This is a genomic window from Variovorax sp. Soil_C_26, assembly GCF_057657075.1.
Genome location: NZ_JBDGJC010000005.1, coordinates 105,638 through 120,000, shown reverse-complemented (window position 1 = coordinate 120,000; position 14,363 = coordinate 105,638). Strand labels below are relative to the sequence as shown.

The 14,363-nt window shown below is 62.3% G+C and carries 8 protein-coding genes, 2 tRNA genes and 2 rRNA genes (1 of these 12 cut by a window edge); 4 read left to right on the top strand and 8 right to left on the bottom strand.

The genetic code is table 11. From position 1 onward, the window contains the following. The 4 genes from AC3A6G_RS16290 to AC3A6G_RS16275 all read right to left on the bottom strand — a co-directional run. Positions 1 to 2,568: ribosomal RNA gene (locus AC3A6G_RS16290) — 23S ribosomal RNA — on the bottom strand (it extends 308 nt beyond the left edge of the window). Positions 2,569 to 2,889: 321 nt separating this feature from the next. After that, positions 2,890 to 2,965: transfer RNA gene (locus tag AC3A6G_RS16285), tRNA-Ala, on the bottom strand. Positions 2,966 to 2,993: 28 nt separating this feature from the next. Further along, positions 2,994 to 3,070 (bottom strand) — tRNA-Ile (locus AC3A6G_RS16280). A 79-nt stretch (positions 3,071 to 3,149) separates the two neighbouring features. Next, positions 3,150 to 4,684, bottom strand: a 16S ribosomal RNA gene (locus tag AC3A6G_RS16275). The 16S and 23S rRNA genes sit together here with 2 tRNA genes alongside, the layout of an rRNA operon. Before the next feature lie 589 nt (positions 4,685 to 5,273). Between AC3A6G_RS16275 and AC3A6G_RS16270 the strand changes: the two genes are divergently transcribed. Together AC3A6G_RS16270 and AC3A6G_RS16265 are read left to right on the top strand one after the other, a co-directional pair. Next, positions 5,274 to 7,175 (top strand): ATP-binding cassette domain-containing protein, encoded by a 1,902-nt coding sequence (locus AC3A6G_RS16270; RefSeq protein ID WP_487874204.1) that lies wholly within the window; start codon positions 5,274 to 5,276, stop codon positions 7,173 to 7,175. A gap of 84 nt (positions 7,176 to 7,259) precedes the next feature. Further along, positions 7,260 to 9,023 (top strand): phospholipase D family protein, encoded by a 1,764-nt coding sequence (locus tag AC3A6G_RS16265; protein WP_487874050.1) that lies wholly within the window; start codon positions 7,260 to 7,262, stop codon positions 9,021 to 9,023. A 7-nt stretch (positions 9,024 to 9,030) separates the two neighbouring features. Here AC3A6G_RS16265 and AC3A6G_RS16260 read toward each other — a convergent pair whose 3' ends face one another. The 3 genes from AC3A6G_RS16260 to AC3A6G_RS16250 form a co-directional block, all read right to left on the bottom strand. Continuing rightward, positions 9,031 to 9,933, bottom strand: a complete 903-nt coding sequence (locus tag AC3A6G_RS16260) for a copper chaperone PCu(A)C domain-containing protein (protein ID WP_487874049.1) — start codon at positions 9,931 to 9,933, stop codon at positions 9,031 to 9,033. Between the two features lie 134 nt (positions 9,934 to 10,067). Next, on the bottom strand, positions 10,068 to 10,433 hold the full coding sequence (locus AC3A6G_RS16255; RefSeq protein ID WP_487874048.1) for a DUF2946 family protein: 366 nt from the start codon (positions 10,431 to 10,433) through the stop codon (positions 10,068 to 10,070). 11 nt (positions 10,434 to 10,444) lie between these two features. Beyond that, the gene (locus tag AC3A6G_RS16250) at positions 10,445 to 11,671 is read right to left on the bottom strand and encodes a TraB/GumN family protein (protein ID WP_487863241.1); all 1,227 of its coding nucleotides are present in this window, start codon (positions 11,669 to 11,671) and stop codon (positions 10,445 to 10,447) included. Positions 11,672 to 11,765: 94 nt separating this feature from the next. Between AC3A6G_RS16250 and AC3A6G_RS16245 the strand changes: the two genes are divergently transcribed. Then, positions 11,766 to 12,179 carry a VOC family protein gene (locus AC3A6G_RS16245; protein WP_487863242.1) on the top strand — a complete coding sequence of 138 codons (414 nt, stop codon included), beginning with the start codon at positions 11,766 to 11,768 and terminating at the stop codon, positions 12,177 to 12,179. Further along, positions 12,176 to 13,363 (top strand): toxin-antitoxin system YwqK family antitoxin, encoded by a 1,188-nt coding sequence (locus AC3A6G_RS16240; RefSeq protein WP_487874047.1) that lies wholly within the window; start codon positions 12,176 to 12,178, stop codon positions 13,361 to 13,363. The genes AC3A6G_RS16245 and AC3A6G_RS16240 overlap by 4 nt, the downstream gene beginning before the upstream one ends. Before the next feature lie 22 nt (positions 13,364 to 13,385). Here the strand turns inward: AC3A6G_RS16240 and AC3A6G_RS16235 are convergent, their stop codons facing one another. Beyond that, complete coding sequence (locus AC3A6G_RS16235; protein WP_487862547.1) at positions 13,386 to 14,360, bottom strand: Bug family tripartite tricarboxylate transporter substrate binding protein; 975 nt, start codon at positions 14,358 to 14,360, stop codon at positions 13,386 to 13,388. Between the last annotated feature and the right edge of the window lie 3 nt (positions 14,361 to 14,363).

Sequence of the window (14,363 nt, the reverse complement as noted above, 5' to 3'; positions counted from 1 at the left end):
CGACGTTTTAAACCCAGCTCACGTACCTCTTTAAATGGCGAACAGCCATACCCTTGGGACCGGCTACAGCCCCAGGATGAGATGAGCCGACATCGAGGTGCCAAACACCGCCGTCGATATGAACTCTTGGGCGGTATCAGCCTGTTATCCCCAGAGTACCTTTTATCCGTTGAGCGATGGCCCTTCCATACAGAACCACCGGATCACTATGTCCTGCTTTCGCATCTGCTCGACTTGTCAGTCTCGCAGTTAAGCACGCTTATGCCATTGCACTATCGTCACGATGTCCGACCGTAACTAGCGTACCTTCGAACTCCTCCGTTACGCTTTGGGAGGAGACCGCCCCAGTCAAACTGCCTACCATGCACTGTCCCCGATCCAGATAATGGACCTAGGTTAGAACCTCAAACACACCAGGGTGGTATTTCAACGTTGGCTCCACAAGATCTAGCGACCCTGCTTCAAAGCCTCCCACCTATCCTACACAGATCTGTTCAAAGTCCAATACAAAGCTACAGTAAAGGTTCATGGGGTCTTTCCGTCTTTCCGCGGGGAGATTGCATCATCACAAACATTTCAACTTCGCTGAGTCTCAGGAGGAGACAGTGTGGCCATCGTTACGCCATTCGTGCAGGTCGGAACTTACCCGACAAGGAATTTCGCTACCTTAGGACCGTTATAGTTACGGCCGCCGTTTACTGGGACTTCAATCAAGAGCTTGCACCCCATCATTTAATCTTCCAGCACCGGGCAGGCGTCACACCCTATACGTCCACTTTCGTGTTTGCAGAGTGCTGTGTTTTTAATAAACAGTCGCAGCCACCGATTTTTTGCAACCCATTCATGCTTCGTTGCTCACTACACACTAATAGGGCACACCTTCTTCCGAAGTTACGGTGTCAATTTGCCGAGTTCCTTCTCCTGAGTTCTCTCAAGCGCCTTAGAATACTCATCTCGCGCACCAGTGTCGGTTTGCGGTACGGTCGTTGTTAGCTGAAGCTTAGTGGCTTTTCCTGGAACCTCGTTCAGTCACTTCACGGACAAGTCCGCTCGATCGTTGGCCTCGGTATATGTGCACCGGATTTGCCTAATGCACGCCTACATCCAACTAAACCAGAATAATCCAATAACTGGATGACCTATTAAGATCCGTCCCCACATCGCACTAACAATCGGTACAGGAATATTGACCTGTTTCCCATCAGCTACGCATCTCTGCCTCGCCTTAGGGGCCGACTCACTCTACGCCGATGAACGTTGCGTAGAAAACCTTGCGCTTACGGCGAGGGGGCTTTTCACCCCCTTTAACGCTACTCATGTCAGCATTCGCACTTCTGATACCTCCAGCACGCTTTACAACGCACCTTCACAGGCTTACAGAACGCTCTCCTACCACTTGCAATAAATTGCAAATCCGCAGCTTCGGTAACTGGCTTAGCCCCGTTACATCTTCCGCGCAGGACGACTCGATCAGTGAGCTATTACGCTTTCTTTAAATGATGGCTGCTTCTAAGCCAACATCCTGACTGTTTTAGCCTTCCCACTTCGTTTCCCACTTAGCCAATTTTAGGGACCTTAGCTGGCGGTCTGGGTTGTTTCCCTCTTGAGTCCGGACGTTAGCACCCGGTGCTCTGTCTCCCAAGCTGTACTCATCGGTATTCGGAGTTTGCCTTGGTTTGGTAAGTCGCCATGACCCCCTAGCCAAAACAGTGCTCTACCCCCGATGGTAATACTTGAGGCACTACCTAAATAGTTTTCGGAGAGAACCAGCTATTTCCAAGTTTGTTTAGCCTTTCACCCCTATCCACAGCTCATCCGCTAGTTTTGCAACACTAGTCGGTTCGGACCTCCAGTACCTGTTACGGCACCTTCATCCTGGCCATGGATAGATCACTTGGTTTCGGGTCTACACCCAGCGACTGATCGCCCTATTCGGACTCGATTTCTCTACGGCTTCCCTATTCGGTTAACCTTGCCACTGAATGTAAGTCGCTGACCCATTATACAAAAGGTACGCAGTCACCCCTTACGAGGCTCCTACTTTTTGTAAGCACGCGGTTTCAGGATCTATTTCACTCCCCTCCCGGGGTTCTTTTCGCCTTTCCCTCACGGTACTAGTTCACTATCGGTCAATGATGAGTATTTAGCCTTGGAGGATGGTCCCCCCATATTCAGACAGGATTTCTCGTGTCCCGCCCTACTTGTCGTTAGCTCAGTACCACACAGGTCATTTCACGTACGGGGCTATCACCCGCTATGGCCAGTCTTTCCAAACTGTTCCGTTATGTCTTGTGCTATCACTAACAGGCTCTTCCGATTTCGCTCGCCACTACTTTCGGAATCTCGGTTGATGTCTTTTCCTCGAGCTACTGAGATGTTTCAGTTCACCCGGTTCGCCTCGCATGACTATGTATTCATCATGCGATACCTTTGCAGGTGGGTTTCCCCATTCGGAAATCTCCGGATCAAAGCTAATTTGCCAGCTCCCCGAAGCTTATCGCAGGCTATCACGTCCTTCGTCGCCTATCATTGCCAAGGCATCCACCACGTGCTCTTATTCACTTGACCCTATAACTTTGATGTCTCTTGCGAAACTACAAAATCATTTCAAGGAATATGTCAGGTCTTTCACCTGACGCGTTATGCCGTACATTCAATTCGATTTGATTCGAAATTGAAGTTTCTTTTGACGCAATCAAAAATTCTATGTTGCTGATGGCACGGTCTGCACTAAACCTTTACGAATGTGCAGTTTCCATCAGCAACGCTGATTCGACTCTATGAATTTTTAAAGAACAGCCGATTGATCAAGAGATCTCGATCAACAACAAAGAAGCCTCATGCTCGCGCACAAAGCTGCTTTGGTGTTGAATTTAAGTATCGATTTATTGGTGGAGGATGACGGGATCGAACCGACGACCCCCTGCTTGCAAAGCAGGTGCTCTCCCAGCTGAGCTAATCCCCCAAACTCTCACACGAGAAATCAGAAGATTTGGTGGGTCTAGTTGGGCTCGAACCAACGACCCCCGCCTTATCAAGACGGTGCTCTAACCAGCTGAGCTACAGACCCAATCGAGAATCAATGAAGATTTCGACTTCTTCCAACAACCGATAAGTGTGGGCGTTTAAATTAAATTGCTTGTTTCCAGAAAGGAGGTGATCCAGCCGCACCTTCCGATACGGCTACCTTGTTACGACTTCACCCCAGTCACGAACCCTGCCGTGGTAATCGCCCTCCTTGCGGTTAGGCTAACTACTTCTGGCAGAACCCGCTCCCATGGTGTGACGGGCGGTGTGTACAAGACCCGGGAACGTATTCACCGTGACATTCTGATCCACGATTACTAGCGATTCCGACTTCACGCAGTCGAGTTGCAGACTGCGATCCGGACTACGACTGGTTTTATGGGATTAGCTCCCCCTCGCGGGTTGGCAACCCTTTGTACCAGCCATTGTATGACGTGTGTAGCCCCACCTATAAGGGCCATGAGGACTTGACGTCATCCCCACCTTCCTCCGGTTTGTCACCGGCAGTCTCATTAGAGTGCCCAACTAAATGTAGCAACTAATGACAAGGGTTGCGCTCGTTGCGGGACTTAACCCAACATCTCACGACACGAGCTGACGACAGCCATGCAGCACCTGTGTTACGGTTCTCTTTCGAGCACTCCTCTATCTCTAAAGGATTCCGTACATGTCAAAGGTGGGTAAGGTTTTTCGCGTTGCATCGAATTAAACCACATCATCCACCGCTTGTGCGGGTCCCCGTCAATTCCTTTGAGTTTCAACCTTGCGGCCGTACTCCCCAGGCGGTCAACTTCACGCGTTAGCTTCGTTACTGAGTCAGTGAAGACCCAACAACCAGTTGACATCGTTTAGGGCGTGGACTACCAGGGTATCTAATCCTGTTTGCTCCCCACGCTTTCGTGCATGAGCGTCAGTGCAGGCCCAGGGGATTGCCTTCGCCATCGGTGTTCCTCCGCATATCTACGCATTTCACTGCTACACGCGGAATTCCATCCCCCTCTGCCGCACTCCAGCGATGCAGTCACAGATGCAGTTCCCAGGTTGAGCCCGGGGATTTCACAACTGTCTTACATCACCGCCTGCGCACGCTTTACGCCCAGTAATTCCGATTAACGCTTGCACCCTACGTATTACCGCGGCTGCTGGCACGTAGTTAGCCGGTGCTTATTCTTACGGTACCGTCATTAGCCCTCTGTATTAGAAAGAGCCGTTTCGTTCCGTACAAAAGCAGTTTACAACCCGAAGGCCTTCATCCTGCACGCGGCATGGCTGGATCAGGCTTTCGCCCATTGTCCAAAATTCCCCACTGCTGCCTCCCGTAGGAGTCTGGGCCGTGTCTCAGTCCCAGTGTGGCTGGTCGTCCTCTCAGACCAGCTACAGATCGAAGGCTTGGTGAGCCTTTACCCCACCAACTACCTAATCTGCCATCGGCCGCTCCATTCGCGCAAGGTCTTGCGATCCCCTGCTTTCATCCGTAGATCTTATGCGGTATTAGCACAGCTTTCGCTGCGTTATCCCCCACGATTGGGCACGTTCCGATGTATTACTCACCCGTTCGCCACTCGCCGCCAGGATTGCTCCCGCGCTGCCGTTCGACTTGCATGTGTAAGGCATGCCGCCAGCGTTCAATCTGAGCCAGGATCAAACTCTATAGTTCGATCTTGATTTGCGCCTGATCTCGCGACCAGGCAAAACTCACAAAAACGGAATTGAAGTGAACTTCACTTCTATTCTCATGAGCGTTTTTAAGTCTTGCGACTTGTTCCGAAGAACTTACGCAATTACCTTCAAACGCCCACGCTTATCGGCTGTAGATTTTTAATGAACCCCGAAGCAACTTATCGTTTACTTCGTCTTGCTTTGCTGCGATCAGCGAAGCCTTGTAGTCTAACACGGTTTTTGAAGAACCGTCAAACTTTTTTCGCCGCCACTTCTTCTTTTCCGCACTCCGCAACTTCTGTCACAGGGCGCTGAAGTCGTTCAGCGAAGCCTTCGATTATGCACTGCTTTTTCAAACCGCGTCAACTTTGAAGGAAGTTTTTTTTCGACCTCTACCTTCTTGCCGCCACCCCTTGAGGGCAGTCGCTTGAAGTGCCGTGAGGCAGTGTCAGTCGAGCCCACGAGTATATGCCAAATCTTGTGTGTTGCAAGACTGCCGCCAACAAAATCACCGCGGGCTTTCCGTACCGGGCAGCGCTGCGCGCTGCCCGGTACGGAAAGGAGGCTGCTCCGATAATCCGTGCCACATGGCACTCATCACACTCCTTGACGCCCAACTCGCGTTCGGCCACGTTCCGCTGCTCGACCATGCGGACTTCTCTCTTCTGGAATCTGAACGCATCGGCCTGATCGGCCGCAATGGTGCAGGCAAGTCGTCCCTGCTCAAGATACTGGGCGGGCTCGAGAAAACCGACGACGGCACGCTGCAACTGCAGCAAAACCTGCGGATCGCCTATGTGGCCCAGGAGCCGCAGCTCGATCCGGAGGCCGACGTCTTTACCGCCGCCAGCCAAGGGCTGGCATCTGTCATTGCCGTGCGCGATCTCTATTTGTCGGGCGCCGAGGGTCTCGACCTGGACGCGCTGCAGTCGCAGATCGAGGCCTTTGACGCCTGGAACTGGGAACAGCGCGTCGAGGAAACGCTGCACCGGCTCCACCTGGACCGCGATGCGCGCGTCGGCTCGCTCTCCGGCGGTACGCGCAAACGCGTGGCCCTGGCGCAGGCACTGGTCGCCGCGCCGGACGTGCTCCTGTTGGATGAGCCGACCAATCACCTTGACCTGGATTCCATTGAATGGCTGGAGCAGTTGCTGATCGATTTCAAGGGAAGCGTGGTCACCGTCACCCATGACCGCAGCTTCCTGAACCGTGTCGCCACCCGCATCGTGGAGCTGGACCGTGGCAAGCTGCATTCCTATCCAGGCAACTTCGAACAGTACCTGCTGCAAAAAGAGGAACAGCTCGCCCAGGAAGCGGTGATCAACGCCAAGGCCGACAAGCTGCTGGCCCAGGAGGAAATCTGGATCCGCAAGGGGGTGGAAGCTCGCCGAACGCGCAGCCAGAGCCGCATCAGCCGGCTCGAAACACTGCGGGCAAGCCGCGGGGCACGCCGCGACGTGCAAGGCAGCGTCAACATGGACGTGGCGGCGGGCCAATCGAGCGGAAAGATCGTCGCCGAACTCACCGAAGCCAGCAAATCCTTCGGCGACAAGACGATCGTGCGGAAATTCACCGGCACCATCCTGCGCGGCGACAAGGTGGGCCTGTTGGGCCCCAACGGCGCCGGCAAGACCACGTTGCTCAAGCTCATCCTGGGTGAACTCGAACCCGACAGCGGCAAGATCCGCCGCGGCACCAACCTGCAGGTGGCGTACTTCGACCAGATGCGCGACAAGCTCGACCTCGATGCCACGCTCGAGGACTTCATCAGTCCCGGTAGCGAATGGATCGAGATCGGCAGCCAACGCAAGCACGTGAAGAGCTACCTTTCCGACTTCCTGTTCTCGCCGGCGCGGGCCAACTCGCCGGTCCGCTCGCTCAGCGGCGGTGAACGCAACCGCCTGCTGCTGGCCCGGCTGTTCGCGCGGCCCGCCAACGTGCTGGTGCTGGACGAACCGACCAACGACCTCGACATCGACACGCTGGAACTGCTCGAAGGCCTGCTGCAGGACTACGACGGCACCGTGTTCCTGGTCAGCCATGACCGCACCTTCCTCGACAACGTGGTGACCAGCACGATCGCCTTCGAAGGCGATGGCCACTGGCGCGAGTACGAGGGCAGCGTGCAGGACTGGCTTATCCAGTCGAAGCGTGCGCGGGAGATCGCCGAGCAGCGCCAGCCCACGAGCCCCGCCGCGCCAGCACCCGCCGCTGCGTCGGCGCCGGCATCCACGCCCTCCCCTGTGCCCACCGCTGCGCGCAAGAAACTCAGCTACAAGGAACAGCGCGAGCTCGACGCACTGCCGGCGCAGATCCAAGCGCTCGAGGCGGAGCAAAGGCGCATCGCCGAAATGCTGGCACTCGATGGCGGCGCGATCTACGCCACCGACGCGTCGCGCGCCGCCGAGCTGAGCCAGCGCCATGCCCAGATCGACGACGAACTGCTGGCGGCGCTGGAGCGCCAGGAAGAGCTCACGGTCAAGCGATAGCACCCTACCGGCCGCTCCCGCTGTCCGACGCGGGTCTACTGCAGAGTAGGCTATATATGCAGTTTCCAAGCTCCGGGAAGCAGCATGCCATCCATTTACACGTTCGTCGGCCGGTCCATCGCTCTGCTGATGCTGGTGCTGCAAGGCGCCTGCGCAGAGCTGCCGAAGCACGTGGAGCGTCCGGTTTCGACGGCGATCGCCTCGCCAGGCGGCACAGCGCTCGAGGCCCTGGTCCAGCAGCGGCGCAAGGCCGATGGCGCGCGCTTTGAATCGGGCTTCCTGTTGCTGGGCGGCCCGCCCGCGGCCTACGGCAGCCGGCTGGCCTTGATCCAGGGCGCGCAGAAGACGCTTGACCTGCAGTACTACGCCATCCACGCCGACGCGAGCACCGCGCGCCTGCTGCGCGGCATCCGGTCGGCGGCCGAGCGAGGGGTGCGGGTGCGCATCCTGCTCGACGATTTCCACAGCACCGGCAAGGACGCGCTGGTCCTGGGCCTGGCCTTCGTTCCCAACATCGAGATGCGGCTGTTCAACCCGCTGGCCGGAAAGCGCGACTCGTCGCTCGCGCGCATGGTCAACTCGATCGGCGATGTCTCGCGCATCCAGCAGCGGATGCACAACAAGCTCTTCCTGGCCGACAACGTGCTCGGCGTGACCGGCGGGCGCAACCTCGGCGACGCGTATTTCGGCAACGCGCTCAACGGCAACTTCATCGATCTCGACATCCTTGCGGCGGGACCGATCGTGCGCGACCTTTCGCGCAGCTTCGACAGCTACTGGAACAACGAGCGCGCCTACCCCGTCCAATCGCTGATCCAGCGCGAAGAACTGCAGGCCATCCGCGCGCGCGCCGAGAAGGCGGAGCGGGAGCTGACCGATGAGAAGGCGGCCTCCGCGGAGAACACAGCGCCGGCACCAGCCCCGGCACCGCCCAATGGCGAACAGAAACCCGGCGCCGCGCCCACGCCCGCGCAGCTGGCCCGCGCCTGGGACGAAAAGCCGCTCGACCTCAGAACCGCGCGCTTCGTCTGGGCGCCCGCGGTGATGCTCGCCGACCAGCCGGAAAAGATCCCCGCCGAACGCGGCGCCGACAAGGCGCCGGGCCTCGTAGTGAGCCAACCGGGCGATGCGGCCGGATCGTCACGGCGCGCCGCGTCACTCGAGGCCTCGTCACTCGAGGCCTCGTCCGACATAGCGGCCGGCAGCGAGACCGTGGTCGAGGGCCTGCTTCAGCTGATCGGCCAGGCGCGCAGCGATCTGCTCATCATCTCGCCCTATTTCGTGCCCGGTCCGGACATGAAGCAGGCATTCGCCGCCGCCAAGCAGCGCGGGGTGCGCATCCGCGTGCTGACCAACTCGCTGGCATCGAACGACGCGCCGGTAGCGCACGTCGGCTACGCGCGGCACCGCGAGGATTTGCTCAGGATCGGTGTCGAGCTCTTCGAACTGCGCAGCGAGCAGGCAACGGTCAGCAACGCCTTCGGCTCGTCGGGCAGCGGCGCCCCCGGGGCATCGCGTTCGATGCTGCATTCGAAGGTGCTGGTGATGGACGGCCAGTTGCTCGTGGTGGGCTCCATGAACCTCGACCTGCGCTCGCAACTGCAGAACACCGAGATCGCGCTCCTGGTGCGAAGCGGCGAACTCTCGCGCGCGGCCTCGGCGCAGATCGAGCGCGGCATGCGCGAAGGCTCGTGGCGCGTCGAACTCGACAAGGACAAGCGCTCGCTGGTCTGGCACGCGCCCGAAGGCAGCGGCCTCAAGGACACCTCGACCGAGCCCGATGCGAGCCTCACGCTGCGCCTGCTGCTGAAGCTGTTCGGCCCGCTGGCGCCCGACGCGTTACTGTAAGCGGCGTTCAGTGCTTGTGCTGGTGGGCCGGTGCTGCGGTGCCCGCCGGCGCGCCCACCGGCAGCTTCAGCTCGAGCGAGGTCTTCTGGCCCTTCGCGTCCTCGAACGTCAGTGTGACCGGCACGGTCGCTCCTTTCGCTAGCGCCTGCTTCAGATCCATCATCATCACGTGGTAGCCGCCGGGCTTGAGTTCCACGGTCTGCCCCGGCGGCAGTTCGAGGCCGCGCGGCAGCTCGCGCATCCGCATGGTGTCGCCTTCCATCTTCATTTCGTGGATCTCGGCGACGCCCGCGGCCGGCGTCGAGATGCCGACCAGCCTGCCGCCGGCCGGTGCGGTCAGCTTCATGAAGGCGCCGGTGCCGCTCTGTCCCGGCACCGACGGCCGCACCCAGGCATCGCGCACATCGACCGTGGCGACGCCCTGCGCCACCACGTCGAGCCTGGCCGCGGGGCTCTTGAGCCCGGCGGTCGACGTGCCCGACGCCGGCACCTCGGCCCAGTCGATGCTGCCGACGTCGCAGGTCTGCTGCACCTTGAACCACAGCGTCCCCGGCGTGCTCGGCACCTTGCCGCGCAGCACGAACTCGGCGCGTTCGCCGGCTGGCAGCGCCGCCTGCGGGTTTTCGGCGGTCCAGCGCACTTCGCCGTCGCCAGTGTTCTTCTGTACCTCGAGCTTCCAGCCCTTGCGTGCCTGCGCGTCGCTCAGGATGAAGCCCTTGGGCAGGCGAACCGCCAGGCCCGTTGTGGCCTTGGCGCCCTCGCAAGCATGGCCGACACGGAAGGCGGCGTTGTAGTCGCTGCCGACCGTCGCGCCGCCGCCCGGCAGCGTGACGTGGGCACAGGCGGCTGCCGCGCCGGCGAGCAACGCAGCGGCCGCGGCCGCCTTGCGTGGAAGGTGCAGTGGGTTCATGGGAACTCCTAGAAAGGAAGGCAAAAAATGGTTCGCCGCCCGCGGTCACATTCGGACGCGCAGGGCAGCAGGCGGACAGGCAATTTGCGCCGGGTGCGGCACTGGGGCACTGCGTGCGCCCCGGGGCGGTGGCGTCAGGCGGCTGGAGGCCCGCGTGCCGGAAGCGGCGCCGCGCTGGCGGCGGCAGTGCGCGAAGGCGCCGACCGGAGCGCGCGCTCCGGCGGCAACGCAAAGGCCGAGGCCTGCGCCACCCGCGACGGCGGCGGCGCCCCCGTCAGCACGCACAGCGGGCAGTCCAGGTGCGAGGCGCCCAATTCCTGCACACCGTCGTCGGTCTGGACCACGGCCTTGACCGCGCCGGCGCTGGAGCACACCAGTTCCACGGCCTGCGGATGGACGAGCGGCGAGGCCGCTGCCGCGCCGAGCGAGAGCACGAACCACAGCAGCACCCCGCGGCCGAGAAGGCCGAAGAAGCAGGAGCGGTTTCGCAGCAGTTGCATGGCGCTGGTGATTATCGGCGCTGTTTGCCCTTGGCCGCCGGGGCGGCCCGCGTCGCGGGTTTGGCGCTCGCCGCCTTGCGGCTGCCGGTCTTCGCGGCGGTCTTTGCGCCCGACGATCTGGTCGTGGCCGTCTTGCCACCCCGCGCAGCGCGAGACGATGGCGCGGCCCGTGCGCCGCGTGCACTGCGTGCGGCCGGTTCCGCACGGGCCGCCTTGGGGGCCGGCGCGGCCGGCAAGGCCGCCGCCGGCTGGGCCACCAGCGGCACCGCCGTCACCTTGAACCCGCGCGATGCCAGGATCGCCGGCAGGCTCTGCGGCCCGACCATGTGCAGCGCGCCGACCGCAGCGAACACGCGTTTGCCCCCGACGTGCATGCGCTCGATGCCGTCCGCGAGGCCGGGGTTGCGGTCGTCCAGCAAGCGCTGCATGAGCCGCTGCTCGGCGGGCGTGTTGAGGCAGTTGCACCACTCCGGGTAGCGGCCGAGCTTTTCGGCGTCGCCGCGCGCCCAGATGTCGGCGAGCTCCTTCATCTGCGCTCGCAGCTGGCCCGATTCGAGTTCGCCGAGCGCGGCGTCGATCTGCTCGGCCTGCTCGGCTTCGGAGCCGCCGGTCAGCGCGTTCAGCTGCGCGGCGGCGGTCTCGAGCGCGAACACCGGGGTGCCGTTGTTCCGGGCCGCAACCGCCATCGACTCGTCCACGCCGAATTCGGGATACAGCCCGTCGGCGCGGGCCACCAGCCCGGCCAACGCCATCACCTGCAGGATCGGCTGCAGCCCGGCCGTCTTTCCCGGCTCCATGCAGGCGGCCTCGTTCTGGCGCGCGAGCCGGCGGGCGCGCTCGCCGTTGAGAATGCGCCCGACCACGGCGGGGTCCGCAGGCTGCGTCAGTGGGCGCATCGCGGCCTGGTCGCGCACGTCCAGCTCGAGCGCGAGCGCATCGCTTTGCTCGAGCGCCTTCTGCACCGTCGGCCCGGGCCGCACCCACTCGGCGCGGCCAACGTGGAGGGTGCCGTAGAGCCAGGAGGTCCGGCCGTCGCGATCGGCGCGCCACAGCAGCCCGCGGTCCACGGCATTCCACTGGCCGACGGCCCCGCCCTTGCCGAGGCTCGCGATGGCCGAAGGCGGGCAGGCCGCGTGCGCCGCGACCGCCAGCACGGCACAGGCGCCCGCCAGCAGCAGGCGCGGCAGCCCGAAGAAAAAGGAGGGGCGCAGGCGCCGCTGGTGATCGGTGTCGCGCATCCGCGCAACCAGGATCCGGAGTATCCGCAAGGCTTGCTCCATAAATGTAAACAAGTCCGGCATTCTCACAGCACCGCTCTCCATAATCCGGAACATGCACAGCATCTTCCATCTCGCCTTCCACGTCCGCGATCTCGACGCGGCGCGCCGTTTCTATGGCGACGTCCTGGGCTGCGCCGAAGGCCGCAGCACCGACACCTGGGTCGATTTCGACTTCTTCGGCCACCAGATCTCGTTGCACCTCGGCGAGCCCTTCGCCACCACGCGCACCGGCCAGGTGGGCAGCGCGCTGGTGCCCATGCCGCATTTCGGTGTCGTGCTCGAACTGCCCGACTGGCAGGCGCTGGCCGCGCGGCTCGAGGCAGCGGCCACCGAGTTCGTGCTGCGGCCGCAGGTGCGCTTCGAGGGCGAGCCCGGAGAGCAATGGACCATGTTCTTCCTCGATCCGTTCGGCAATCCGATCGAGGCCAAGGGCTTCCGGTCGCTCGCCTCGCTTTACGACAAATGAGCCTCCTGCGCCGCGCTACCTCGCGAACCGGTGCAGTCGCGGCCGCAATCGCCCTGGCGTTGCTTTGTTCGGGCGGCGCGGCGCATGCCGCCGTGCTCGACTGTGAACTCAACGGCCGCAGCGTGAACCCGTCGGACGGCGGCAGCACGGCGGGCAAGACCGGCCTCATGCGCTGCAAGCACCGCGACAGCAGCGAACTCCAGCGCGAGCAGCAACTGCAGAACGGCGTCTTCATGGGCCTGGTGCGCTTCTACGAGAAGGGCAAGCTCGCGCGGGAGCACATCCTCAATGCCGCGGGCAACATCCACGGCCTGGCGCGCGAGTTCGCGCCCAACGGGCAGGTGCTGCGCGAGGCGGTCTACGACGACGGCCAGGAACGCGGGCTGGTGCGCAGCTTCCATCCAGGAGGCCAACTGCGCCGCGCCACCTTCTATCCGACCATCGGCACCGACCGGGCTTTCGCCGAATTCACCGAGCGCGGGCAGTTGTCGGCGCTGCGCTGCGGCGAAACCCCGATGCTCGCGCCGGCCGTGGACGACGCCAAGCTCTGCGGCTTTATCGGCGGGCCGTCGCAGGTCGAGCTCTTCGATGCGCGCGGGGTGCTGCGCTCGCGGCTGTCGTTTGCCATGGGCAAGCGGGTGCGTTCACAGAGCTTCTACGACAACGGCAAGCCCGCGGTGCAGGACGAGACCATGGGCAACCAGCGCATCGAGCGCCAGTTCTCGTCCGAAGGCGTGAAGCGGCGTGAAACCGCCTGGCTGTTGCTCGAACGCAGCGCGGTCAAGCAGCGCGAGCAGGCGTTCTCCGAGAAAGGCACGCTGATCCGCGACCAGCGCTGGAACAGCGCGGGCGTGCCGATCGGGGACGACAGCTACTACCTCAACGGCCAGCCGCGGGGCCGCTCGGCCTTCAGCGGCAGCGGCGAGGCACGCACCGTCGAGATCACCGAGTTCTACGACACCGGCCAGCGCGCTGCCCAGGGCCGCTTCAAGGCGGCGGTTCGCGGGCGACAGGTGCCGATCGGCACGCACCGCCGCTTCAGCGAAACCGGCGTCCTGCTCGCCGAATCGAGCTTCGATGCCAAGGGCCGCGTGACGCGCGAGCGCAGCTGGGACGAGAACGGCGAGCCGCTTTCCGACGACGAGGTCTTCGAGGACGGCTCGCGCAAGGCCTACGCGCGCTGAAACACGCGCGGCATCTAGTCATCTAGTCCAGCTTGATGCCGGCCTGCTTGATGATCGGCCCCCAGCGCCGCGATTCGGCGCGCGACAGCGCCGCGAACTGCTCGGGCGTGCCGGGCATCGCCTCCATGCCGAAATCGTCGAAGCGCTTCTGCACCTGGGGCTGGCTGAAGGCGCGGTTGAGCTCGCTGTTGAGTCTGGCCACCACCGCTGCAGGCATGCCGGCCGGCCCGAGCACGCCCTGGAAGGCGAACACCTCCGAATTGGAGACACCCACCTCGGCCAGCGTCGGCACCTCGGGCAGCTGCTTGCTGCGCGCGCCCGAACCGATCGCCAGCACGCGCACCTTGTTGCCCTTCATGATCGGCAGGCCCGAGGCCAGGTCGAGGAACATGCACGGCACCTGGCCGCCCATCACGTCGGCCATGGCCGGCGCAGCGCCGCGGTAGGGAATGTGGGTGATGAAGGTGCCGGTGCGCACCTTGAACATTTCCATCGCCAGGTGGTGCGGCGAGCCGTTGCCGGGCGACGCGTAGTTGACCTTGCCCGGATTGGCCTTCACGTAGGCAAGGAACTCCTTGAAGTTCTTGGCCGGAAAGTCCGGGTGCACCACCAACGCGAGCGGAAACTTGCCGATCGCGCCGATGTAGCTGAAGTCCTTCTCCGGGCTGAACGGCAGCTTGCCGAACAGGTGCTCGTTGAACGCCAGCACGGCGTTGTCGGCCGACAGCACGGTGTAGCCGTCGGGCTTGCTCTTGGCGACCAGGTCGGCGCCGATGTTGGTCGATGCGCCGGGCCGGTTGTCGACCACGATCTGCTGGCCCAGCGCCGGGCGCATGGCCTCGGCGAGCGAGCGCGCGATCACGTCGGTGCCGCCGCCCGCCGGGTAGGGAACGACCCAGCGGATCAGTTGCGAGGGATAGTCCTGCGCGCGGGCGAGCGGCGCGGCTGCCACGGCGGCGCCCGAGGCGAGCGTGGCAAGAAGGGTACGGCGGTCCATGAA